The following is a 23,005-nucleotide window of genomic DNA, read 5'->3' as shown; positions in this document are numbered from 1 at the left end:
AGGGTCGGAGTGCGGCGCCCTCAGCGCCCGAGCAGCCCGTGCATCGTGGAGACGAACCGCTGCGCTTGGTCCTTCGTACGCGTCGTCAGCACGATCTGCGCCCCGTCGCGCAGGTGCACGCGCAGCTTCCCCGACAGCAGGGTGGGTTTGAAGTCGACGTCGACGACCTCCGCCGCAGGGGCCTGCTTGAGGATCTTCCACGAGCCGAACGCACGTCGGCGTGTCAGCACGACGCGTCGGTCGGTGGCCAGGAGGATCGGCGTGGTGTCGTTCTGGATGTCGCCGACCTTCGTGTCGATGACGGTCTCCTCCGGATCGAGGACCCGCTTCGGAAGGTCGACGGTGAGCGCGTTCTTCGCCTCGTCGTTCCTGTTCAGAACGGCGAAGAAGGTCTGCTCGGCATGCGTCGGGTGGGCGAGGCTCACGGGGTCACCGTAGCGCGGGCCGCATCGGCTTCCCGTGCCGAGCGCTCAGCTCGGTGCCGGCCCGCGCCCCTGGCGCAGCAGGCCCTCGAGCGTCTGCACGAAGGCCTGCGCCGGCTCCGCTGCTCCCTTGCCCAGGCTGATCGGCTTCTGGTCCCGCACCTCGACCGTGACCGAGGCCGCCTTCAGGACCGTCCCTCCCGCGCTGCGCACGCCGGTGACCGACGGCGCCGCGGCCTCCCGCTGGGTGCTCCAGCTCCCCGGCGTCTGCTCGCCCGCGAGCAGCACTCGGTGGTCGGTGAGCAGAAGCAGCTGGTGCTCGCTCGACCACGTCGACCAGCCCTCGAAGACGCTGTGCACCCGCTCGCCCCGCGCGAGCAGCCCCTGCGCCTCGGAGGGGACGGACGCGGCCGTGGGGCCCCCGTCGGTCTCCGGCGGGGCGCCGTTCACCGCGACGGCGTCCCTCTCCGCGGACCTTCCCGGCACACCACCGGCACGCAGCGCCTCGAGGGTGCGCAGCAGCTCGGCAGCGGCCTCGTGGCTGCCGATCTTCATCGTCACGGGCTTCTGCCCCTGCACGCCGATCTCCACGGACGCCGCCGTGAGCGTCCCGGTGACCTGTCGCCCGCCCAGCACCGCCGTCGCAGGCACGTCCCGCATCGCCTTCCAGCGGCCTGGGATCGGCGCCTTGACCAGCAGCACCCGACAATCCGTGAGCAGCAGCAGATGCTCGCTCGTGTAGTCGCGGTACCCGTCGGCGACGCAGTGGACCGTCTCCTCGGAATCGAGCATCTCGTGCAGGCGGCGATAGATCGACGGCTTCGCCGGGCGCCCGCGATAGGTGCGGTCGAGGGCGGCCAGCAGGGTGGTCTCGGCGGTCGTGGTGGTCACACGCAACACCCTATGCACAGCCCGACGAACCTCGATGGGGACTTCTCCCCATTCCGTCGGACGGCCGAGAGCACTAGCGTCTCCGTGTCGGATCACCGAGGACGAGGAGTCGAGCATGAGTGGGTTCTACGGCGCGGACACCGAGCAGCTGCGCACGCATGCCGAGCTGCTGAAGAACCGAGCCGGCACTCTGGAGGATCTTCGCAGTCGGCTCGAACCGCTGGTGATGGACGAGTCGATCTGGCAGGGGCCGGACGCCGACGCGTTCCGTTCGACATGGAGCAGTCGGGTCACGCCCATGTTCACCCGAGCGCACGAAGGCCTGACCACTCGCAGCACCGACCTCGGTCGCGAGGCCGACGAACAGGACGATGCCTCCGCCGCCGGCTCCGACGGCTCTCTGTCGGATGCCTTCCAGGACCTCCTCCGGGGCATCGGCTCAGGCCTCGGGAAGGCGTGGGACGCGATCACCGGGGCGACCTCGATCTACAACACGCTCCAGGGCGCGTTCTCCGGCGGCAAGAAGATCTGGGATGCGATCAAGCAGGGCATCGGCAAGCAGTACTCGGCGGTCGAGAAGGGATTCAGCGGTCTCGCCGCGAAACTCGCCGGAAAGCTCGGACTGCCCACGGGATTCGGCCCCAAGAACTTCTTCTCCAAGCTCGACGACATCGTCGCCGACGGCTCCAAGCTGCTCGAGAAGGCGCCGTGGCTCTCCAAGGCGGGACGCATCACGGCGCGCGCGCTTCCCGGTCTCGACATCGCCTTCGGTGCGATGACGATGGTCGACTCGATCAAGAAGGGCGACACCTTCCACGCCGTCACGGGCGGCATGCAGACCGCCGGTGGTGTGCTCCTGACGGCGGGGACCATCTGCGATGCGACGGGCGTGGGCGCCGTCGTCGGGGTGCCGCTCCAGGTCGCCGGAGGGATCCTGGTCGGCGGCGCCGCCCTCGCGGACGCAGGCAAGTGGGTCCACGACAACTGGGACGGCATCACCGAGAACGCCGGTAAGGCGTGGGACTGGACCACGGACCACGTGAGCGACGCCGTCGGCGCCGTGAAGGACACTGTCTCCGACACGGCGGAGAAGGTCACCGATACCGTCTCGGACATCGGCGGCGGCATCAAGCATGCCCTCGGCTTCTGATCCCCCGCCCTCCGCAGACCCCTCATCGAGGAGAACCCGCATGACGTCATCGACCCCCTCCCCCGACGACACCCTCTCCGTCAGCGAACGGGACATGCTCGGAGCGCTGGAAGTGCTCCAGACCGCGGCCGACGAGCCCCGGGTGCTGGCCGTCCTCTCCGACGAGGAGATCCTCGGGACCGACGGCGAGGTCGGGCTGGGGATCCTCGGCAGCCCCTACCTCGAGGACGAGAGGATCGAGCGGACCGTGGCCTCGGCGACGGCCATCCGCTCCCTGATCGCCCGCGGGCTGGTGAACCCCAGGCCCGAGGGCCGCGAGGACGAGGGGTCGATGGTGATCGGGGATGACGACCCCTCGCACCGTGTCGTGCAGCTGGACCGCACGCTCGCCGGGCTCCTCACGCTGCGCCGCATCCCCGAGGGGATGGTCATCGTTCATCGCACCTCGTCGAACATCTCCACCACGCTGGGGCTGTATCTCTTCCCCGAGGACGGGGTGCTCGAGGAATTCGTCGCGGCCGACGGCTTCCACCATTTCTCCGTACCGACGCGCGAGGTGATCGCCGAGCGCCTCGCGCAGTTCGTGGATCCCCACGGCGCAGCGAACGAGGATGACGACGTGCGGGAGCTGACGGCCGAGGAGATCGCCTCGGACAGCTCCCTCCAGGACACCCGGACCCTCAGCGTCCTCACCATCGCGGGCATCGGCGAGGGCCGTCAGGCCACCGTCTTCGCCCTGTCTGCCAGCGTGCTGCTGCTGGACAACGGGGTCCTGGACCCCACGGAGGAGAGTTCTGACGGCGCCGGTGGCGCGGCCGGCACGATGGCGATCAGTTCCGTGTCACCCGAGAGCCTTCGCGACCTCCTGGCGAGCCTGGTTCCACAGGTCACCCAGGACGAGGACTCGGACCCTGCCGCCTGATCAGGCCGCGCCGAGGCGCCGGGCCCGCCGGCGCTCGAGGGCGACGGCCAGCAGCACCGTGCCGATGCCCACGACCGCGCCGATCGCCGATTCCGAGACGCGTGCGGCGAGCAGCGATCCCGCGGGCCGAGGGCTCGCCAGCTGCACCATCAGCAGGGCGAGCGGCGTGATGAACACCAGCGCCAGCGAGTAGTTGCGCAGCACGAACATCTCGGCGAGGAACTGCATGAGGATCACCCACACCAGCAGCTGCCAGGGCTGGCTGGGGAACGAGAGCAGGAACGCCGTCACGCCCACGCCCAGGGCGGTCCCGACGATCCGGTGCAGCCCGCGCTCCACCTGCAGGCGCCGACCCGGCGCCGAGAGCGGGACGACGGCCGCGACCTGCGCCCAGTACGGCGAAGGGATCCCCGTGAGCGAGGCGATGATGCCGCTGACCAGCGCGGCGAAGCCGTAGCGGGCGAACTCCTGGCGGCGCATCGCCCCCGTGATGCCCGAGGTGTCGGGGGCGGACGCGTCGACGTTCGCCTCCCCGGTCCAGCGAGCCAGGAATCCCAGCAGCACGCACCACCCGGCCGAGGCGCCGGCGATCAGGAGGGCGAGCCACCAGGGGGCGACCGACGGGGCGCTGGAGACCGCGGTGACCGCGAAGACGGGGAACACGGCCCCCGTCGGCCGCAGGCCCTTGCTCATCACGAGCACCGAGCCGATCGCGGCGGCGAGAGCCCCGGACACCGTGGTCAGGGCGAGGTGCGCCCCGTGGCCGAGCACGCCCGCGGCCGCGAGCTGGGAGAGCAGGGCGCCGATACCCACGCAGATCGTCAGCAGGACACCCACGCGCACGTGGTGGTTCACGCGGATGGCGGTCGGCACGTACCGCGCGTAGATGGAGGTGAACCCGCCGAAGGAGGCGAACATCGCCCACTGGATGTGACCGCTCAGCAGCAGGATCACGAGCGGCGCCGCGAGCGAGACCGCGATCCTCACGGCCGGCGCGAGGTCGGCCCTGCCCGGACCGAGAGTGACCATGCTGCGGGCGGTCGAGGACACATGCCCGCTGAGGGACCGGGGATCGGGGAGAGAGGGGCGCACGGCTTTCCACGATAGGACGACCGGCCGCCTGCGGTCCCGGGTGTCCCGTCGATTGCCTCCAATCTCTCACGGGCCCTCCCGAGTGGGATGATGGGACTCCCCCTGCTCCCCGGTCGGCCCGCAGGTCGGCCAGGGGCGCTCGCATTGCACCCCGTCCCTGCAGCGCGGTCCGTCCGCGTGACCACACACCCCGGAGGCGACGATGTCGTCCGCAGATCCCCGCCCCGTCGGCCCGTCCGACTCCTCCCCCGGCCCCGCCGGGCAACCCGGCCCCGCCGGCGCCCCGCTGATCGAGACCACCGGCATCGAGATCATCGCCGAGTCCGAGCGCACCGCGAAGCCCCACCAGCTGTTCTGGCCGTGGTTCGCCGCGAACGTCTCCGTGTTCGGCATGAGCTACGGCGCGTACGTGCTGGGCTTCGGCATCTCCTTCTGGCAGGCGGTCGTCGTCGCCGTGGTCGGGGTCGTCGCCAGCTTCGCGCTGTGCGGCCTGATCGCGATCGCGGGCAAGCGCGGCAGCGCGCCCACGATGGTGCTCTCCCGCGCCGCGTTCGGCGTCCACGGGCAGAAGCTCCCCGGGATCATCTCGTGGCTCACCTCGATCGGCTGGGAGACCTCGCTCGCGATCTCCGCGGTGCTGGCCACCGCGACCGTGTTCCAGGCCCTGGGCCTCGCCACCGGGACGACGGTGCTGGTCATCGCCACTCTCGTGATCGCGGCGATCATCGTGACCGCGTCGGTGCTGGGCTACCACACGATCATGCGGATCCAGTCGGTGCTGACCTGGGCGACCGGCGCGATGACGATCCTGTTCATGGTCCTCACGATCCCCCACATCCACCTCTCCGCGGTGACGGCGATCCCCGGCGGGAACGTGCAGAAGATGATCGGGGCGCTCGTGATGGTGATGACCGGCTTCGGTCTGGGCTGGATCAACATCGCGGCCGACTGGTCCCGCTACCAGCGGCGCTCCGCGTCCGACGGGACGATCATCGCCTGGAACACGATCGGCGGCTCGGCCGCGCCGGTGATCCTCGTGGTCTTCGGGCTGCTGCTCGCCGGCTCCGACGCCGACGTGATGGCGAAGATCGGCGACGACCCCGTGGGCACCCTCGTGACCCTGCTGCCGCTGTGGGCGCTGATCCCCTTCTGGATCGTCGCCGTGCTCACCCTCGTCTCCGGCGCGGTCAACGGCATCTACTCCTCGGGCCTGACGCTGCTGAGCCTGGGCATCCGCATCCCCCGCCCGGCCGCAGCGTTCGTCGACGGCGCGATCCTCACCGCAGGCACCATCTGGGTGGTGTTCTTCGCCGGCAGCTTCATCGGACCGTTCCAGAGCTTCCTGGTCACGCTCGGGGTGCCGATCGCCTCCTGGGCCGGCATCCTCATCGCCGACGTGCTCACGCGTCGCACCGACTACGACGAGGCGTCGCTGTTCGACGCCCGCGGACGCTACGGGGCCGTGGACTGGACCTCGATCGCGACCCTCGTGGTCACCTCGGCGCTGGGCTGGGGCCTCGTGGTCAACCAGTACTCCGACGCCTCGTACAACGACTGGCAGGGCTACCTGATCGAGCCGCTGGGCCTGGGCACCTTCATCGATGCGCCCGACGGCGCCTACTGGGACGGCCCGTGGGCGTACTCGAACCTGGGCGTGCTGCTCGCGCTCGTGCTGTCCTTCGCGGTCGCGATGGTGTTCCGCCGTCCGCGGATCCGCCAGCAGGAGGTCGGGCTCTCGCGCCGCGGGCGGTGAGGCGCGGGGCACCCGGGTGCCCCGGAGACCCGGGCAACCCGGCGTCGCGGCAGGGTCCGTGAGACATAGTCTGGGGCTCCGCTCGGCCGCGGTCATCGGCATCCCCGCGCGCCGTCCGCCCGACGACGAAGGAGTCCCATGACCTCGCAGCCCGTGCATCCGCACCCCGACGACCCCGTGTCCTCCCCGTCCCCCTGGCTCGTGGTCGTCGATCCGCAGCGGATCTTCGCCGACCCGTCTTCGAAGTGGTCCTCACCGTTCTTCGACCAGGCGATGGAGCGGATCGCGCTCCTCACCGCGCACGTGGGTCCCGAGCGCACGGTGGTGACCCGCTGGCTGCCCACGGCCGACCGCTCGGGATCCTGGGCCGACTACTTCGCCGCCTGGCCCTTCGCCGACGTCGCGCCGGAGGATCCGCTCTACGACCTCGTCGGGGCCGCCCACGGCCTCACCGCGCATCCGACCGTGGACGAGCCCACGTTCGGCAAGTGGGGCGCCGCGCTCGAGAGCATCGTGGGACCGCATCCCGAGCTGCTGCTGACCGGCGTCTCGACCGACTGCTGCGTGCTGTCCACCGCCCTCGGGGCAGCCGACGCCGGGGCGCGCGTGCGCGTGGTGACCGACGCCTGCGCCGCCTCGACGGGTGAGAACGCCACGACGGCCCTGCAGGTCATGGGCCTGTACGCGCCGCAGGTCCGACTGACGACGTCCGCCGAGCTGCTGCAGGGTGCCGCCGGGTCATGGCAGGGTGAGCGCCAGAACTGATCGATCCGAGGAGGCACCGATGGCCAAGAAGGACGAGATCTTCATCGCCGGCGCCGCGGGCAAGCAGGTCGTGTGCGGGCACTGCGAGGGCAACCAGTTCCGCTCGCGGCGCGTGCTGCTGAACTCCGGCACCTCCGAGCTGTTCGGCTTCGCTGCCTTCAGCCCCGAGGCGATCGCGCTCGCCTGCGTGCAGTGCGGCAAGATGCAGGAGTTCGAGGACGGCCGCGTCGAGCTCGTCGCCGTCCAGGACTGATCGAAGGCAGCAGGCCCCTGGCCGGGGCCCGCCCCGCCCGGGCTGAGCACTTCGCACCAGAACACCGCGGCGCCCCGAGGACCTGGTCCTCGGGGCGCCGTGGTCGGCGGGGGCCGACGGGTGTGGGTCTGTGATCAGCTGCGGCCGTGGCCGCTGCCGTGGCCGCTGCCGTGACCCTTGCCCTTGCCCTTGCCGTGGCCCTTGTCCTTGCCGTGGCCGGAGCCGCCCTTCCCGTGGCCCTTCCCGGGGCGGTTGCCGTCGTCGTGCTGCGTGCCGCCGGTGCCGGTGAACACGCCGTGCTGGACGATGCCCTCGGTGAGGTCGCCCGACCCGGAGCCCGAGCCGCCGCCGTGCTTGAGGACGGTGCGGCGGTCGGCCTCGGGATCGGCCGCCCGCGACACGTCGCGGGTCACGGCGAACCAGCCGTAGGCCTTCCCGTCCTTCAGGCCCTTCCAGGTGGCCTTCGCGTCCTCGCCCGACTCGTGGGTGACCTCGTCGATGGTCTTCGTCGTCGGGGTCAGGCCCATCATCGCGTCGGTCGTGAACGCGGTGGTGCGGCCGTCGAACTGGACGGGGACGCGGAAGTCGTCCTCACGGCCGTCGTACCGGTCCTCGGTGTCGTACTCGTGGGCCCCGAAGTTGTCGAGGTACGGGGAGTAGGTGTCGACGCTGACCTCGCCCTTGTCGAGGTCGAACTGGAGAAGACGGAAGAAGCTCGCGCCGAAGCGCAGCCCCGTGTCCTTGCCGTAGCCGCCCTCCTCGGTGAGGCCCAGCTCGTCGGAGCCGACCTCGTAGAACTGGTAGTCGGCGAGCAGCTCGGTGACGTCGTTGCCCTTCTGGCCCACGTCCTTGCGCACGCTGATGTTCACGCCGTGCTCGTGGCCCGAGAGCACCAGGTCCGCGTTCGGGCTCTTGGAGAGGACGCGGTCGTAGATGAGCTGGCCGTCGGCCGAGAACGGGCCTCCGCGGCCGTCGGGCGAGGAGGAGGGCTTGAGGTAAGCGTGGGTGAGGACGATGCCGTTGCGGGTCGGGTACTTCGCGAGGATCCCCGCGGCCCAGTCGGCCTCCTCCTTCGTCACCGAGTAGCCGAGGTTGACGGTCACGAAGTCCTCGCCGCCCGCGCTGAACAGGTTGTAGGAGTTCGAGTTGTCGCCCTCCTTCCACGGGTGGTACTCCGCGCCCTCGGCCTTCCAGGAGGCCTTCTGCGCCTGCTCCTCATAGCGCTCGGGGCCGAAGGTCTCGTTGAACAGGGTGTCGTCCTGCCCGCCCAGGTTGTCGTGGTTCCCGGGGATGGCGGCGTTGGGGATGCCGGTGTCCTCGAGGATCTTCTGGGCGCCGTCGGCGAACTGCATCTCCTTCTCGGGCACGGAGCGGTCCGTGGCGCCGGAGTTCCAGGACTCCACGACGTCGCCGGTGTGGGCGACGAAGGCGACCTTGCGCTCCTTGCCGTGCTCGGCGAGCCAGCGGTAGGAGTCCTCGTAGGCGTTCGCCCACTCGGTGCGCTCGGCCTCGGTGGGCCGCGCGGTCGCGCCCTGGGAGAGGTACTGGGTGTCGGTGATGTGCATGAGCGAGAAGTCGTAGTCGTCGGGATCCTCGAAGGAGTCGTCGACGGGCTTGTCGAGATCGTCGGCGAAGGGATCCGTGCCCAGGACCAGCGTCTTGATGGTGCCGTGGTCGTCGTTGGCCTTCGCGGCGCTGCCGTCGAGCTCGACCTGGCCGTCGGAGGAGCCGCGCGCGGAGTCGAGCACCTCGTAGCGCCCGGTCTCGGTGTTCAGCGCGAGCAGCTGCACGGCGCGCTCGGGGTCGACCTCACCGCGCCAGACGAGGCTCTGCCCCTCCTCGGAGAAGGGGATCTCGGTGGCGAGCGCGGGGATCTGGTCGGTCTTCTCGGTCTGGAGGGTGGTGCCGTCCGACGGGGAGAGCGAGTCCTTCGTCGCCTTCTCGTCGGAGAGCTTCACGTCGCCGTCCACGCCCTCCTTCTCGTCGAAGGCGGAGGCGGGGATCGTGCCCGTGCGGGAGTTCTTCGCCTGTGCGACATCGCCCTGCAGGAAGGTGGTGCGCAGAGAGGCTCCGCTGGGGCTGGTGGCGCGGGCGGTGAGCGTGGCCTGGCCGCTGCCGCTGGACTGGGTGGTGCCGCCCGCGGTGGGGATGGTGGTGCTGGTGAAGGCCGTCGAGCCCTTCACGGCGGAACCCAGGGCATCCTTCCCCGAGTAGCTGATGGTGTGGGTGCCGGCCGTGAGACCGGGGCCGACCTCGTCGCCGAGGGCGATCGGCTTCCCGTCGAGCTTCAGGCTGAGGTCATCGGCGAGCAGGTCCTCGTTGTCGACGGTGCCCTGGAGGGTGGTGGGGCGGGTGAGCTGCGCGCCGGGGGCGGGGCTGGTCAGGGAGAAGCCGGCCTGGTCCTCGGTGCGGTGGGCGAAGGTGTCCGCGTAGCGCGCGGTCACCTGGTCGTCGCTCAGCGCCTTCGAGTAGACGGCGGCGGTGGCGACCGAGCCCGTGGCGTTGAACTGGGGCTTGCCGGTCGAGTTGGTGTCGGCGCCGACGAAGAACTGGCGGGCGGAGTCCTTGGGGGCCGAGATGGCCTTGCCCTTCGCGGGGGACTCGGCGACCTTCGTGCCGTTGAGGTAGAGGGAGACGGTGTCGCCGTCCCAGACGCCGACCGCGTGGTACCAGACGCCCTGCTCGATGTCGACGCCGGCCCCGTAGTACTTCCCGTCGACGTTGACCATCATCTTGAGGGTCTTGCCGTAGGCGGTCAGCGAGTAGCCGCCGGCGTCCTTGGCGCCGCAGAGGTTGCCGGAGCCCTCGTCGCTGCCCTCGGGCAGCGGGGCGTCGAAGCGGATCGTGCACTCCATGGTGAGCGACGTCGCGGTCTTGTCGTAGGCGTCGGCGAAGTCGTAGCCGATCGCGTTGGTGCCGTCGAAGGCGGCGACGTCGCGGCCCAGCGCGTGGTCGGAGGAGACCTTCGGCGCCTCGCCGAAGGCGGTGGCCTTCCGGCCGGTGGCGTCGTCGGTGTTCCCGCGGGAGGGGTCGACGTCCAGGACGTCGGGCGTGGGCGCCTCGGCCTGCGCCTTCGGCAGCGGTGCGCGGGCGGCCTGCTTCGCGCTGTCGCCGTCGGCGGGGACCGGCTGCGCGGGCGCCTCGAGCGACGGGCCCGTGCCGAGCGGCCCGGTCGGCAGCGGCGTCGAGGAGGCCATCGCGGGGCAGAGCCCCAGGGAGAGCGTCGCGGCGAGGGTGAAGGTCGTGGCGCGCCATGGCGTCGAGGTCATGGGGACTCCTTGAGGAGGTGTCGGGGAGAGGGACCGCGACGGACGCTAAGGAGCCCCGGCGACGGGGGCATGACCTGCCGGCGACGTGATCGGGGCCGCTCAGGGGCTCACCGGTGGCGCGCAGGCGAACCCGAGGAATCATGAACGGAGCTGCGACGACGTGACCTCGCGTGACCGGTGGGAGCGCTCCCAACCCGCGCGCCGGTGAACACGGATGTCAGCTTGAGGAAGGACGGGTGACGATCCGGAGGGACGCGGACACGGGTCGTCGGGAGGGGGCCGGAGGGGTGATCACCGCCGCCGTGCGGATGCTCGCTCTCCCTCTTCGCCGGTGAGGGGCGTTACCGCCTCGCTCAACCGCATGCGGATGTCGCCGGCGACCTCCTGGCGCGAGAGGCCCGGGGGCCAGGTGTCGAGGCCGTCGCCCTCCCACCGCGGCACGACGTGCATGTGCAGGTGCGGCACCGACTGACCCGAGGCGGGGCCGCTCGCGTTCAGGACGTTGACCCCGTCGGCCCCGAGGCCTGAGGACATCGCGCGGGCGATGCGCTGGACGAGATCGGAGACGGCGTGCAGGGCTCGCGGGGAGGCGTCATGGACGCCCACGCAGTGCTCCGTCGGGATCACGAGCGTGTGCCCGGGGGCGAGAGAGCTGTCGGGAAGGGGGAGCAGCGCAGCGGCGTCCGCCCCGTCCTCCCGGGACACCCAGACGGCATCGGGGTCGGCGAGGAGGGAGCAGAAGACACAGCCGGCCGGATCCATGTCGGGAGACTGTCATCGGGACCGGATGCTGTCACCCGGTTTCCTGTTCATCGCCAGCGCGGCTCCGCGATCCCGTACTCGGCAATGGGGGCGGTCAGCGGGGCGCCGTCGAGGCGCAGAGGGACCGGAACGGTGCGGACCCTTCCGTATGCGGTGCTCTGCTCGACCGTCGTGACAGCAGAGGGCGCATCCGGCTCGGTCGCGGTGGACGGCGGGCCCGCGTGCGCAGCTGCCTCCATCACCCCGGACGTCGCCGCCCCCGTTCCCCGCCCCATCAACTCGCGCGCGGCGCCGAGCAGGTGCGCGCGGACCAGGCCTCCGCGCCCGTCGGCCAGCAGGTCGAGGATGCCGGCGGCGAGCACGTTCCCGGTCGCGTGGTCGAGGGCCTGGACCGGCAGCGCGCCGGGTGTCCGGTCGCACGAGGCATCGTGCGTCGAGTCGCTCGCTCCATCCTCTCCACCGCTCCCGTAGGCGTCGGCGATGCCGGTGGCGGCCTGCACGATCGAGTCGAAGCCCGCGCGCTCGCCCCACGGGCCGACCTCGCCCCAGGCGGAAAGTGCGCCGATCACGAGATGATCGAAGCGTTCACGCAGGTCTTCGGGGGCGAGGCCGAAACGGGCGAGGGAGCCGGGCCGGTAGCCGAGCACGATGACGTCGGCCGATCGAAGCAGGCTCCCGAGGTCTTCGCGCGAGGCGGAGAGGTCGAGCTCGACGGAGCGCTTGCCCATGCCGCTCGCGAGGTACGCGTCGCGCAGTTCGGGCCGCCGAGGTGGGTCGATGCGCAGCACGTCCGCGCCGAGGCATCCGAGCAGCTGGGTGGCCATCGGCCCGGCGACCACGCGCGTGAGGTCAAGGACGCGCACGCCCTCGAGCGGCCGCGGCGAGCGCACGGCGTTCCCCGCGTCTCCGTCGGCTTGCAGACTCGACGGGCCGACGGGCGGGTCCTCGCGCTCCTCCCCGGGCTCGATCCGGCGCCAGGGAAGGTCCTGCATCGCGACGGCCTGCGGGTGCGCCGCCCAGTCCTCAGCGGTGCGCACCGGGGTCGCAATGCCGCCCTCAGCGAGAATCCGCTCGGCGACCTCGGCGGCGGGGCGCCGGCCGATCGCGCCGGCCGCGGCGTCCCTGTCCCCGGCGCCGAGGGCGCAGCGGATCGCCGCCTGGTGGTGCGGATAGTTGCCGTGCAGGCGCACCCAGCCGTCGTCGGCCGCGAAGAAGCCCGAGAGCTCGCCCCATGCCTCCACCGGTCGGCCATCGACGCGCAAGTGGTCGATCGCTGCGAAGGAGCCCGCGACCAGCGACGGCGTGGTGTCGACCGAGATCTCGAGCCCGCGCGCCCGAGCGACCCTGCTGGCGGCGGAGGCGGCCTGCCTGACGGCGTCCATCGCCAGCGAGGGGACGTCGAGCGGCCCCGCCCACGACGGGATCGGTGACGTGTGCATGCCCGGAGCCTCGCACATCTCTCGTCGGCCGAGGTTCAAAGCGCTGGCCGACGCCCACGATGGCCTGGCAGGCTCGAGGGATGGAGAACCTGACCATCCGGCCGGCGATCGGCGCCGCCGAGTACCCCGCCCTCGTGGAGATCTGGCGCAGCGCCGTCGAGGCCACGCACGATTTCCTCGACCCGTCGGATCGCGAGGAGATCGCCGCGCACCTGCCCGGCGACTACCTCCCCGCCGTGGAGCTGCGCGTCGCGGAGCGCGACGGACAGCCCGTCGGCTTCTCCGGCGTGATCGGCGACGAGCTGCAGATGCTCTTCGTCCATGCCTCCGCGCGCGGCAGCGGCGTGGGCTCGGCCCTCCTGCGGCACGCGATCCGGTCGCAGGGCGTCACGCGGGTGGACGTCAACGAGCAGAACCCGCAGGCCGCGGGCTTCTATGCGCACCACGGGTTCGATGTCGCCGGGCGCAGCGCGAGGGACGACGCCGGCCGTCCGTACCCGATCCTGCATCTGCGGCTGGCGACGCCCTGGCAGCTGCGGACACTGGACCATCTGCGCGAGGCGCTGCCGGGAGCGGAGGTCGAGGCGTACGGATCGGCGACCGACCCCGCGTCGCTCGATGCGTGGAGCGACCTGGACGTGCGCATCAGGGCCGGTGCCCCCGTGGACGTGGCCGCCGCCCTGGGCGCGCCGATCTGGGCGTTCCAGCACTCCGCCACCGACGAGCGCACCGTGGTGCGCACGGTCCTGGCCGACGGTCGGGCGGTGGACCTCTCGATCATGGGGGGGGGCTCGGCCGTGCTGCCGGAGTCGCCGTCCGATGCGGCGGTGCGCTTCGACGCCGCCCTGGCGGCGACCCGGTTCGGTCGCGGCAACCAGCTGATCGGCCTGCACCTCACGCTGGGCATCCTCCGCGAGGCCCTCGTCCAGGGCATGCTCCTGGCCGATCGCCGGGAGGGCACGGACCACCACCGCTTCGCGACCGGGGAGGACGCTCGGGCGCGGGACGTGCTGCGGGCGCTCCAGGGACCGCTCACCCCGTGGACGGCGCTCGAGGCGTTCGCCCATTTCGCGGAACGGCGCAGCGGCCTAGATCCCTCGTACCGCCCCGACGCGACAGGGCTCGAGGCGCTCATCCGCCGCGGCACCGCGGGTCGCTCCTGCTGACTCCGGCATCGCCGACGACGGCCCCTTCCGAGCGGCCCCGCGCGAGATCGGGCGCGATCAGGTCGGGCACGGCCCGACGTGCTTGGATCGGGGGATGCGACTGTGGAGCCTGCACCCGTCCCTCCTGGACCGCGCCGCGCTCATCGCCGGCTGGCGGGAGACGCTGCTCGCGCAGAAGGTGCTGGCCGGCAGCACGAAGGGATACACCAGACACCCGCAGCTCACCCGCTTCCGCGCACACCCGGAGCCGCTCGACGCGATCGGCGCCTACCTGGTGGGGCTGCGCGAGGAGGCGACCGCCCGCGGCTACCGCTTCGACGCCACGCGGATCCTGCACCCCGGCGACCCAGCGGCCCTGCACGCGACCGCGCCGATCCCCGTCACCACCGGACAGCTCGAGTTCGAGCTCGCGCACCTGCGCCGCAAGTGCGCGGGCCGCTCGCCCGAGTGGCTCGAGCGCCTTCCGGCCGACGGCGAGGTCCCTGCTGCGCATCCGCTGCTGACGGCGGTGCCGGGAGAGGTGGAGGCGTGGGAGGTGCGGTGAGCACCGTCTCCGGTGGCATCCTGCTCCCATGTCCCCGCAGCTGATCACCCTGGGCCACGGCACTCTGTCGCAGGACGAGCTCGCCGCGCTGCTCACGGGCGCAGGCATCCAGCGCCTCGTCGACGTGTGCCGCTTCCCTGGCAGCCGCGCGAACGAGGCCGCCGCGAAGGGCTCGGTCCCGGAGATCTGCGCGGAGGCAGGCATCGCCTACCGCTGGGAGGAGCGCCTGGGCGGCAGGCGACGTCTCACGAAAGATCAGGACACGGACTCGCCGGACACCTGGTGGAGGGTCGCCGCCTTCCGCGCCTACGCCGCCTGGACGCGCACGCCGGAGTTCCGCGCCGGCGCCGACGAGCTGCTCGAGGACTGCCGCGCCGCCCGCACGGCGATCATGTGCTCCGAAGCGGTGTGGTGGCGATGCCACCGCCGGATCATCGCCGACGTGATGGAGCTCGAGCATCGCGTCGAGGTCCTGGACCTCATGCACGACGGCACGCTGCGCCCGCACGAGCCCAGCGAGGGCGCACGACTCGATGCGCAGGGCCACGTGGTGTGGGACGGGGCCGAGGGCTGACGCCCCGCTCAGCAGATGCACTGGACCCACCGGCGACCATGTGGTGCGATCACTCGATGAACCTGCAGGAGCTGCGGTCAGGGACGACCGGCGACGACCAGCTGATCGACGACGTCCATGCCGTGGCTGCCCACTACGGGGTGGCGGATGCGGACATCACCCTGCCGGCCGCACAGGGCCAGGTGAATCTGACGGTCTTCCTCGGGCGCGACCTGGTGCTGCGGCTCCCGCGCACCGAGCGTGCGGAGGCACTGATGGCCAAGGAGGCCGAGGCCATCGGCCTGGCCGAGTCCGCCGGGGTGCCCACGCCGGCGCTCATCGACCTCGATGCGAGCCGTCGCATCGGAAGTGTTCCGTATGCGGTGCTCGAGCGAGTCGACGGCGTCACGCTGGCCTCGTGCTGGTCGGACGCCCCACGCCGCGCCCGTGCGCTCGGAGCTCTGGGAGAGGTGCTGCACGCCCTGCACGAGGTGAAGTGCTCGCAGTTCACGCACAGGACCGATGCGTTCCCGGCGCCCTACTCCTTCTCGCCGTCCGAGGTGCTCGACGACCTGGTGGCAGCAGGTGAGATCGGGGGCCAGCAGCGCGCATGGCTCCTCGAGCAGTTCGACGCCCTGCGGCCCGAGGGCCCCTCCCAGGACGATCCTGTGCTCGTGCATCGTGACGTGAACCCGTCGAACGTGATGGTCGCGGGCGACGGAACCACCATCGCCCTCGTGGACTGGGGCTGCGCCGAATGGGGCAATCCGGCGCGCGATCTCGTGGGTGTGCCGATCGGTGCCCTGCCGACGCTGCTCTCCGGCTATTGCTCGGCCGCGGGTGACCCACCGTCGGACGACGGGTTGACTCTCGAGCGCGACGCCCTCTGGTACCACCTCTACCTGGCACTGGCGAGGCTGCTGAAGTCTCCGCCCGCGGCGGGCGCGGGGCCGGGCGCGCAGGACTGGGCGGCGCCGCGCAGCGCGACTCTGCTCGACCTCTTCGCGTTCGTCGCCGGTGAGGGGGCGAAGTCGTGGCCGGCGAAGCTCCGTCGGCTGTCGCAGTGCTAGACGGTGCCCCACGCGGGCCTACGCTGTGCGCATGCACTTCGAGTGGGAGGCGCTGCTCCCGACGGCCCTGAGATACCTGCTCGTGCTGGGTGTGCTGCTCGGCGTCGGAGTCACGAGCTCCATCATCGTGCGCTGGCGCAGTCGGCCCCACGCGCACCGCCGACCGCACGACCCCGTGCGCCGGCGGATGCCGCTGCTGGGGCCGATCGCCGGGCTGCTGATCCTCCTGCTCGGCGCGCTCATCGGCCTGGTCGGGACGACGGAGGACGCCGACCCCGAGAACGGGCGGCAGATGATGATCGCGGGCCCAAGCATGATGCTGCTGGGCCTCGTGCTTCTGGTGCTCTACCTCGTGGTCTACGTAGAGGCGACGCCCACGGCCTTCACCATGCGAGGCATCCTCGGGCGCACGCGCACGATCTCCTACGAGGACATCGTGTCGATCACCGACAAGCACTCCTGGGGCGCCCCGGTGGTCGAGATCCGAGGGCGTTCGGGCCAGCGCATCCAGGCGGGCCCGATCCTGTTCGACTGGACCCACTATCAGCGATGGCAGACGGCGCGGGCGCAGTAGGCTCGCGCTCATGAAGGGACAGCGACTCGGGATGCTCAGCCTCCGGCTCGACGCGCTCTACTGCCTCGTCCTCGGCGTCATCGTCGCCGCGGCCTCACCGCTCATCTCCCCGGCGACGTCGCTGCCCGCCTGGCTCGTCCTCGCTGCCGGCGTCGCGGTGGTGGTGTGGGCGGGAGCGGTCGAGTGGATGCGCTCGAGGCTGCACCTCCGCACCGCGCTGCGGATCGTGATGACCGCCAACGTGGCCGCGACGCTCGCCGTGGCCGCCGAGTCCTTCACGGCCGCAGCAGTCCTCACCGTTCTGGTGATCCTCGCGATCGCGGTCGATGTCGCCGCCTTCGCAGGCAGTCAGGCTCTCGCACTCGGCAGGCTGCGCGCCCGAGCGTCGTGAGCGGCTAGCCCTTCTCCTCGACGCTCGACGGATCACTCGGCGCGGATCGCCCGCACGATCAGCTGGGATGCCGCCTGCACCTCCGTCGCTTGGAGCGACAGCGGCTTCGTGTCCACGCAGTCGAGTCCTTTGGACGTCCAGGTGGCGCTCAATGTGATCGACGGGCGGTAGTACGACCACCACAGGATCCCGTCCCACTCGTCACGCTCGAAGATGCGCGCCGCGAGACGCTGGGTGCGGCGCTTGTCGCGCTCCGTCACGTCTGTGACTCGGCGGACGCCGAGATCCTGGAGCACGCGGGGGTCCGCGAGGTCGGCGAGCCGCGTGGTGCCCGGGAGTTCATAGGTGCTGATCGCCCTCATGGCCTCGTCGTTGCCCGGTACGCGGAACATGCCGGCGGACCAGGTGGCGAGGTGGCCGAAGCTCTCAGCGACCGCGCCCTCCGCCGTGGTGGCGCAGTACCGCAGCGAGTACAGGTCCGGATTGTCCCACCGGCCCGCTCCCTGCCCTGGGGGCATGTAGAGGGCGCCGAACGGTTCGGTGCTCGCGGCACCGGGAATCCAAGGGTGCACCCGGTGGAGGAGCATCAGGCGTAGACGCCCGTCTCATCTCCCGTGATGGCGTCGAGGACTTCGGAAGTGCGCCCGCGACGAATCATCTCCAGTGGAGTGGCGCCGCCCAGGAAGGCATTGCGGCCGCTGAGCCAATCGGGGATCACGGCGTCGTCCCAGACCATGCGGGCCCGGGCGATGATGAACTCGAGGTCTGTGACGGCGCGTGCAGCATCCGGAGAGGGCTCGGTCTGCCCATCGCTCCATCGGGTCGTCTGGGACCTGCTGACACCAGCCCACTGGGCGAGCTTCGCCTGACTGCCGAGAACGCTCGACGCCGACCGCACCTTCATCCGGAAGATGCCGGCATCCGGACTCTGGGTGTCACCGATGGTGCTCATGCGCCCAGTATCGTCCCGCAACAGAAACGTTGCAAGGCATTCAGGTCTACGCGCCCTCGCATCTGCGCCGCGGCGCCGCACACCTGCCGCCGAGACGACCCGCGAGGCTCCCACCACGGCTCGCACCCCGCAGCGACACAACTACCGCGAGCCGGGCTCGTCGCGTCGATCACCGCGCAGACGAGTCAGCCACGAGAGCAGCAGCGCGGTCTCCGCCTCCCCGAGAACGTCCGGCGCAGCCGCGACGATCTCGATCGTCGCGGCAACAGGGTCCGTGGAGTCGCGGGCGGTGCCGGTGATGGCGGCGATGACTCCCTCGCGGACGGCGGCGGACAGCTCCGGATCAGGCTGCGCCAGGACGATCTGTCGCAGCGTCACCCCGATGTTGGCGACCAGGACATGGGCCGCGGCCTGGTCGGACGGCACCGCGAGGCGCCCATGCTCGGCCGCACGCGCCGTCAGCCCTCGGAGGATCTCGCTCGGGCGGGACTGCGCCTCCGGGGAATAGCCGGGCCGGACCTTGCCGTACATGAGCGTGTAGAAGCCGGGGTTCTCCAGGCCGAACGCCACATGCGCATCCCATCCCGACCGGATGTCCTGGATGGGATCACCGGAGGACCCCATCGATTCCTTCTGACCCAGATACACGTCGAAGCCGTGCTCGACCACGGCGTCGATCAGTCCCTGCTTGGAGCCGAAGAAGTGGTACAGCGTCGGCATCTTCACGCCGACGGCGTCGCATACCGCGCGCAGGGAGAAGTCCTCACCGGGGCTGGCGGCGATGAGCTCCGCCGCAGCGGAGATCAGGCGCTCTCGTGTACCGCTTCCCTCATGCTCTGTCATGCTGCTACATTACCTGGTGTAGCGTCGATACGGCGATACATACCAATGACATGGAGGTGTCGAGATGACTGAACAGACCCTTGCAGGCAAGAACGTCCTCATCGCCGGCGGCGCGAAGAACCTGGGCGGCCTGATCGCCCGGCAGGCCGCACAGGCCGGCGCGAACGTCGCCATCCACTACAACTCCGATGCCAGTCGGGCCGATGCGGAGGAGACGCGCGCCGCGGTGCGCGAGGCCGGAGGGCGGGCCGAGATCTTCCAGGGCGACCTGACGATCCCCGCCAACATCGCCCGGCTCTTCACCGACGCGGAGAAGGAGATCGGCACGATCGACGTCGCCGTGAACACGGCCGGCAAGGTGCTGCGCAAGCCGATCGTCGAGACCACCGAAGCCGAGTACGACTCGATGTTCGACATCAACGCGAAGGCCGCCTACTTCTTCATCCAGGAGGCCGGCAAGCACATCGCGGACAACGGCAAGATCATCACGATCGTCACCGCCCTGCTGGCAGCCTTCACGGACGGCTACTCCACATACGCTGGTGGAAAGGCGCCGGTGGAGCACTTCACCCGCGCCGCGGCCAAGGAGTTCGCCGAGCGCGGCATCTCCGTGACGGCCGTGGCCCCCGGCCCGATGGATACGCCGTTCTTCTACGGTCAGGAGACCCCGGACCGCGTCGAGTTCCACAAGTCGCAGGCGATGGGCAACCAGCTCACGCAGATCGAGGACATCGCTCCGATCGTCCGATTCCTCGCCACCGAGGGCTGGTGGATCACCGGCCAGACCATCTTCGCCAACGGCGGCTACACCACCCGCTGACAGCGCCCCTCACGACAGGAGACACCGATGACCGACACCATTCCTGAGCCCGTGGCCTCGTTCCTCGAAGCCGTGACGGCACACGACACGACCGCATTCACGCAGGCGTTCACCGCGAACCCCACCGTCGACGACTGGGGCAAGGTGCTCACCGGGTTCGATGAGATCCATGCATGGAGCGACCAGGAGTTCATCGGCTCCGCTCCCACCCTCGCCATCACCTCCGTCACCACCGACGGCGACTCGGTCACCGTCGTCGGCGACTGGCGCTCCCGACACGCCAACGGCCCGTCGAGCTTCCGCTTCGACCTCGAGGGCGACAAGATCGCCACGATGACGATCCGCGAAGGCTGACACCGACGATCTGAGGGCGGACTCTCTTCGGGGCACGTCCGCCAGCAGCTCGTCCTCTGTTCGGCAGACCGGAGCCGACCGGCGTCGTCAGAGCCCGAAGAGGCGCATCGCGTGATCGGTGACTGCCATGGTGTCGCGCCCCGCGCAGTTCCTGCGCTGGTAGCGCACGCCGTCGATCACCATGCCCTCATCGGGATGGGCGCTCAACCAGGACTCGGCGTCGGCGTCCCAGCCCTCCGGGCGGTACTGCCAGTAGACGAGGGTGCGGCCCGTGTCCAGGTCGATGACGGGCTGGCCGATCTCGTCCGGCCCCTCTCCGGGCTCGAGATCCAGCACGCGCAGGGCCCGTCGGGTGATCCCGCCGATCGACACGGCGACCAGGTCGGCTCTGACCCCCTCGTGGCTGAGGCTGCTGTACTCCCTCGGCCCGGTCCTCACCAGCCGGCGCCCGTCGCGGAGGATGCGCCCTCGACTCCTCCCCCAGGCCTCGTCGAATCCATCATCGTCGGGACCGGCGACATGGCCGTCCATCTCGACGCTCCGGAACGCGGCGGCTGCCGACGACAGGCAGGCTGTGAACTCGACACTCCTCTGAACGGGCCCGCGCTCGTCGGCCGGGAACGTCGACTCGTCGATCCGAATCCGGACGCGACCGGGTCCGTCGTCGAGCGGCATCACCGGGTGCGGGGTCTCTCGGATCATGGCGATCTGCCCCGATGCCCGGTCGTACCACCTCGCGGCACTCGTCTCCCCTGCGCGCGGAACGACGAACCACCATTGGAGCTCGTCGCAGACCACCTCATGCTCCGTGGCCTCCTCCAGGACGTCGATGCGGACGTCGGGCAAGATCTCCGGGAAGACGACCGTCGTGGGAGTGTCCATGACGGAACCATAGAGCGGGCGGTCGCGCGCATGCACAGGACTTTTCGCCGTCGTCCGAAATCGGCGCCCCGGAGCGAGCCCGCGAACACCACGACACTGCTGCAGGATGGTCCCCATGGACGCCGAGGAGCTCAACACCGCAGAGGAGCAGTTGTCCTCCCTGCTGCACAAGTGCGAGTCCGTTCTCCAGAGCACAGCGCTCAGCCCGTCCCGGCTCTCACTCATGGACAGTCGTGTGCGGGCGCTCCGCACAGCGCTCGAGCTCGTCCGTGAGGAGCGGCAACGGCGTCACGGCTGATGCTCGACGTCGGACACCCGGCAGACAATTTCGAAGAAACTCCCTGCTAGACGCTCCGGCGACGCACCACCGCGCACCAGTTGCTGATCCTGGTCGAGCAGTACCCGGAGTACGCCGCGTACCTCGCACCGGAGGACGTCGAGCGCCTCCGCCGCACGTTCGACGTGCTGCTGGGTGAATGGACGGCACAGGCGTGATGGCGAAGGCGCGTGGACCCGGCACCGCCGATGCCGCCACGCCTCACCCCAGCTTCCCCACGACCCCCTCGACCGCGGCGAGCACCGACCCGTCGGCCAGCAGCTCCTCGGCGGCGGCGATGTCGGGCGCGAGGAACCGGTCGGGGCCGGGACCCTCGACCCTCTCGCGCAGCACCGCGATCGCGGCGGCCGACGCCTCGGAGGGCGCGAGCGGAGCGCGCAGGTCGATCGCGCGGGCGGCGGTGAGCAGCTCGATCGCGAGCACGCGGCGCAGGCAGTCCACGGAGCGACGAAGCTTCCGGGCGGCGTGCCAGCCCATCGACACATGGTCCTCCTGCATGGCGGAGGACGGGATCGAGTCGACGCTCGCGGGCACCGCGAGGCGCTTCATCTCTGAGACCAGGGCGGCCTGCGTGTACTGGGCGATCATGAACCCGGAGTCCACGCCGGGGTCGTCGGCCAGGAACGGCGGCAGCCCGTGGGAGCGGGACTTGTCGAGCATGCGGTCGCTGCGGCGCTCGGAGATCGAGGCGAGGTCGGCGGCGACCACGGCCAGGAAGTCCAGCACGTAGGCGACGGGCGCGCCGTGGAAGTTGCCGTTGGAGGTGACCTCGCCGTCGTCGAGCACCACCGGGTTGTCGATCGCGGCGGCGATCTCCCTCTCGGCGACGGTGCGCGCGTGGGCGATCGTGTCGCGTGCGCCGCCCGCGACCTGCGGAGCGCAGCGCAGCGAATAGGCGTCCTGGACGCGGGAGCCCTCGGCGGCGACGTCGGCGATGATCGGCGAGCCCTCGAGCAGCGCGAGGATGTTCGCGGCCGACGCGGCCTGGCCCGGATGCGGCCGCAGCGGCATGTGCAGCTCGGGGCGGAACACGCTGTCGCGCCCCCGCAGACCCTGCACCGTGAGCGCGGTGGTGAGGTCGGCGATCCTCACGAGCTCCTCGAGGTCGGCGAGGGCCATGAGCAGCATGCCGAGCATGCCGTCGGTGCCGTTGATGAGCGCCAGGCCCTCCTTCTCCTCGAGCAGCACGGGCTCGATGCCCACCTCGGCCAGCAGCTCGGGCACGGGACGCTCGATCCCGTCGGCCCCGCGGGCGCGCCCCTCCCCCATCAGCACGATCGCGCAGTGGGCGAGCGGCGCCAGATCGCCCGAGCAGCCCAGCGAGCCGAACTCGTGGACGATCGGCGTGATGCCCGCGTTCAGCAGCGCGAGCATCGTCTCGAGCACCATCGGGCGCACGCCCGTATGCCCCGTGGCCAGGGTCTTCGCGCGCAGCAGCATGAGAGCGCGCACCACCTCCGGCTCGACCTCGTCGCCGGTGCCGGCGGCGTGGGAGCGGATCAGCGAGCGCTGCAGGGCGTGGCGCATGGACGGCTCGATCGAGGTGTCCGCGAGCGCCCCGAAACCGGTGGAGACCCCGTAGACCGGCGCGTGGCCGGGGGCGGCGAGGGCGTCGATGTGGGCGCGCACCCGGGCAACCTCCTCGCGGGCGGACGGGTCGAGCTCGACGCGGGCTCCGCGGCGGGCGACGGCGAGGACGTCGGCCGGAGTGAGGTCGGAGCTCGCGAGCAGGATCGTCTCGCAGGGGTCGGTCGACGCGGGGGCGTGGGCGGTGCTCATCGGGGTGGGGTCCTTTCTGGCG

General features: G+C 71.0%; 25 protein-coding genes. 14 read left to right on the top strand and 11 right to left on the bottom strand.

Features of this window, described 5'->3' with window-relative positions; all coding sequences use genetic code 11:
- Positions 1-20: 20 nt before the first annotated feature.
- Together I8D64_RS15790 and I8D64_RS15785 are read right to left on the bottom strand one after the other, a co-directional pair.
- On the bottom strand, positions 21-425 hold the full coding sequence (locus tag I8D64_RS15790) for a PH domain-containing protein (protein ID WP_200503757.1): 405 nt from the start codon (positions 423-425) through the stop codon (positions 21-23).
- 45 nt (positions 426-470) lie between these two features.
- Positions 471-1,313: a hypothetical protein gene (locus I8D64_RS15785; RefSeq protein WP_200503756.1), complete on the bottom strand. Its 843-nt coding sequence runs from the start codon at positions 1,311-1,313 to the stop codon at positions 471-473.
- 115 nt (positions 1,314-1,428) lie between these two features.
- On the opposite strand from I8D64_RS15785, the gene I8D64_RS15780 reads away from it, so the two are divergent.
- Both I8D64_RS15780 and I8D64_RS15775 read left to right on the top strand, forming a co-directional pair.
- Entirely contained in the window at positions 1,429-2,463 is a 1,035-nt protein-coding gene (locus I8D64_RS15780) for a WXG100 family type VII secretion target (protein WP_200503755.1), read from the top strand.
- Positions 2,464-2,503: 40 nt separating this feature from the next.
- A complete protein-coding gene (locus tag I8D64_RS15775; RefSeq protein WP_200503754.1) occupies positions 2,504-3,385 on the top strand; it encodes a hypothetical protein in 882 nt (293 codons plus the stop codon).
- Here I8D64_RS15775 and I8D64_RS15770 read toward each other — a convergent pair whose 3' ends face one another.
- Entirely contained in the window at positions 3,386-4,477 is a 1,092-nt protein-coding gene (locus I8D64_RS15770; RefSeq protein ID WP_343068612.1) for an FUSC family protein, read from the bottom strand.
- 202 nt (positions 4,478-4,679) lie between these two features.
- Here I8D64_RS15770 and I8D64_RS15765 point away from each other — a divergent pair, with 202 nt between their 5' ends.
- The 3 genes from I8D64_RS15765 (at position 4,680) to I8D64_RS15755 (ending at position 7,248) form a co-directional block, all read left to right on the top strand.
- The gene (locus I8D64_RS15765) at positions 4,680-6,230 is read left to right on the top strand and encodes a purine-cytosine permease family protein (RefSeq protein WP_200503753.1); all 1,551 of its coding nucleotides are present in this window, start codon (positions 4,680-4,682) and stop codon (positions 6,228-6,230) included.
- A gap of 138 nt (positions 6,231-6,368) precedes the next feature.
- Entirely contained in the window at positions 6,369-6,995 is a 627-nt protein-coding gene (locus tag I8D64_RS15760) for a cysteine hydrolase family protein (RefSeq protein WP_200503752.1), read from the top strand.
- A 19-nt stretch (positions 6,996-7,014) separates the two neighbouring features.
- Positions 7,015-7,248 (top strand): hypothetical protein, encoded by a 234-nt coding sequence (locus tag I8D64_RS15755; protein ID WP_200503751.1) that lies wholly within the window; start codon positions 7,015-7,017, stop codon positions 7,246-7,248.
- Positions 7,249-7,382: 134 nt separating this feature from the next.
- Here the strand turns inward: I8D64_RS15755 and I8D64_RS15750 are convergent, their stop codons facing one another.
- The 3 genes from I8D64_RS15750 to I8D64_RS15740 form a co-directional block, all read right to left on the bottom strand.
- Positions 7,383-10,517, bottom strand: coding sequence for a laminin G domain-containing metallophosphoesterase family protein (locus tag I8D64_RS15750; protein ID WP_200503750.1), 3,135 nt, complete (start codon positions 10,515-10,517; stop codon positions 7,383-7,385).
- A 291-nt stretch (positions 10,518-10,808) separates the two neighbouring features.
- A complete protein-coding gene (locus I8D64_RS15745) occupies positions 10,809-11,279 on the bottom strand; it encodes an HIT family protein (protein WP_200503749.1) in 471 nt (156 codons plus the stop codon).
- 47 nt (positions 11,280-11,326) lie between these two features.
- Complete coding sequence (locus I8D64_RS15740) at positions 11,327-12,718, bottom strand: CoA transferase (protein WP_200503748.1); 1,392 nt, start codon at positions 12,716-12,718, stop codon at positions 11,327-11,329.
- Between the two features lie 80 nt (positions 12,719-12,798).
- Here I8D64_RS15740 and I8D64_RS15735 point away from each other — a divergent pair, with 80 nt between their 5' ends.
- The 6 genes from I8D64_RS15735 to I8D64_RS15710 all read left to right on the top strand — a co-directional run bounded on the left by I8D64_RS15735 (position 12,799) and on the right by I8D64_RS15710 (position 17,016).
- A complete protein-coding gene (locus I8D64_RS15735; protein ID WP_200503747.1) occupies positions 12,799-13,884 on the top strand; it encodes an acetyltransferase in 1,086 nt (361 codons plus the stop codon).
- A 94-nt stretch (positions 13,885-13,978) separates the two neighbouring features.
- A complete protein-coding gene (locus tag I8D64_RS15730; protein ID WP_200503746.1) occupies positions 13,979-14,428 on the top strand; it encodes a pyrimidine dimer DNA glycosylase/endonuclease V in 450 nt (149 codons plus the stop codon).
- A gap of 28 nt (positions 14,429-14,456) precedes the next feature.
- Positions 14,457-15,002, top strand: coding sequence for a DUF488 domain-containing protein (locus I8D64_RS15725; protein ID WP_200503745.1), 546 nt, complete (start codon positions 14,457-14,459; stop codon positions 15,000-15,002).
- A gap of 56 nt (positions 15,003-15,058) precedes the next feature.
- Positions 15,059-16,051: a phosphotransferase family protein gene (locus tag I8D64_RS15720; RefSeq protein WP_200503744.1), complete on the top strand. Its 993-nt coding sequence runs from the start codon at positions 15,059-15,061 to the stop codon at positions 16,049-16,051.
- A 31-nt stretch (positions 16,052-16,082) separates the two neighbouring features.
- Entirely contained in the window at positions 16,083-16,625 is a 543-nt protein-coding gene (locus tag I8D64_RS15715) for a hypothetical protein (RefSeq protein ID WP_200503743.1), read from the top strand.
- A 10-nt stretch (positions 16,626-16,635) separates the two neighbouring features.
- Complete coding sequence (locus tag I8D64_RS15710; protein ID WP_200503742.1) at positions 16,636-17,016, top strand: hypothetical protein; 381 nt, start codon at positions 16,636-16,638, stop codon at positions 17,014-17,016.
- 32 nt (positions 17,017-17,048) lie between these two features.
- On the opposite strand, the gene I8D64_RS15705 is transcribed toward I8D64_RS15710, so the two are convergent.
- From I8D64_RS15705 to I8D64_RS15695, 3 genes are all read right to left on the bottom strand, one after another.
- Positions 17,049-17,603: an RES family NAD+ phosphorylase gene (locus I8D64_RS15705; protein ID WP_281392375.1), complete on the bottom strand. Its 555-nt coding sequence runs from the start codon at positions 17,601-17,603 to the stop codon at positions 17,049-17,051.
- Positions 17,603-17,968, bottom strand: a complete 366-nt coding sequence (locus I8D64_RS15700; protein WP_200503740.1) for a hypothetical protein — start codon at positions 17,966-17,968, stop codon at positions 17,603-17,605. The genes I8D64_RS15705 and I8D64_RS15700 overlap by 1 nt, the downstream gene beginning before the upstream one ends.
- 141 nt (positions 17,969-18,109) lie before the next feature.
- Positions 18,110-18,811 carry a TetR/AcrR family transcriptional regulator gene (locus I8D64_RS15695; RefSeq protein WP_200503739.1) on the bottom strand — a complete coding sequence of 234 codons (702 nt, stop codon included), beginning with the start codon at positions 18,809-18,811 and terminating at the stop codon, positions 18,110-18,112.
- 64 nt (positions 18,812-18,875) lie between these two features.
- Here I8D64_RS15695 and I8D64_RS15690 point away from each other — a divergent pair, with 64 nt between their 5' ends.
- Together I8D64_RS15690 and I8D64_RS15685 are read left to right on the top strand one after the other, a co-directional pair.
- On the top strand, positions 18,876-19,631 hold the full coding sequence (locus tag I8D64_RS15690) for an SDR family oxidoreductase (RefSeq protein WP_200503738.1): 756 nt from the start codon (positions 18,876-18,878) through the stop codon (positions 19,629-19,631).
- A gap of 27 nt (positions 19,632-19,658) precedes the next feature.
- Positions 19,659-19,985: a nuclear transport factor 2 family protein gene (locus tag I8D64_RS15685; RefSeq protein WP_200503737.1), complete on the top strand. Its 327-nt coding sequence runs from the start codon at positions 19,659-19,661 to the stop codon at positions 19,983-19,985.
- A gap of 87 nt (positions 19,986-20,072) precedes the next feature.
- Here I8D64_RS15685 and I8D64_RS15680 read toward each other — a convergent pair whose 3' ends face one another.
- The gene (locus tag I8D64_RS15680; protein ID WP_200503736.1) at positions 20,073-20,867 is read right to left on the bottom strand and encodes a hypothetical protein; all 795 of its coding nucleotides are present in this window, start codon (positions 20,865-20,867) and stop codon (positions 20,073-20,075) included.
- A 106-nt stretch (positions 20,868-20,973) separates the two neighbouring features.
- Here I8D64_RS15680 and I8D64_RS15675 point away from each other — a divergent pair, with 106 nt between their 5' ends.
- Positions 20,974-21,165 carry a hypothetical protein gene (locus I8D64_RS15675; protein WP_214651321.1) on the top strand — a complete coding sequence of 64 codons (192 nt, stop codon included), beginning with the start codon at positions 20,974-20,976 and terminating at the stop codon, positions 21,163-21,165.
- 240 nt (positions 21,166-21,405) lie between these two features.
- Here the strand turns inward: I8D64_RS15675 and hutH are convergent, their stop codons facing one another.
- Complete coding sequence (gene hutH, locus I8D64_RS15670; RefSeq protein ID WP_200503734.1) at positions 21,406-22,983, bottom strand: histidine ammonia-lyase; 1,578 nt, start codon at positions 22,981-22,983, stop codon at positions 21,406-21,408.
- Between the last annotated feature and the right edge of the window lie 22 nt (positions 22,984-23,005).

Source organism: Brachybacterium halotolerans, from assembly GCF_016623465.1.
Lineage (GTDB): Bacteria > Actinomycetota > Actinomycetes > Actinomycetales > Dermabacteraceae > Brachybacterium > Brachybacterium halotolerans.
Note: the sequence above shows the minus strand (reverse complement) of the source record. Positions and strands in the feature narration are given on the sequence as shown.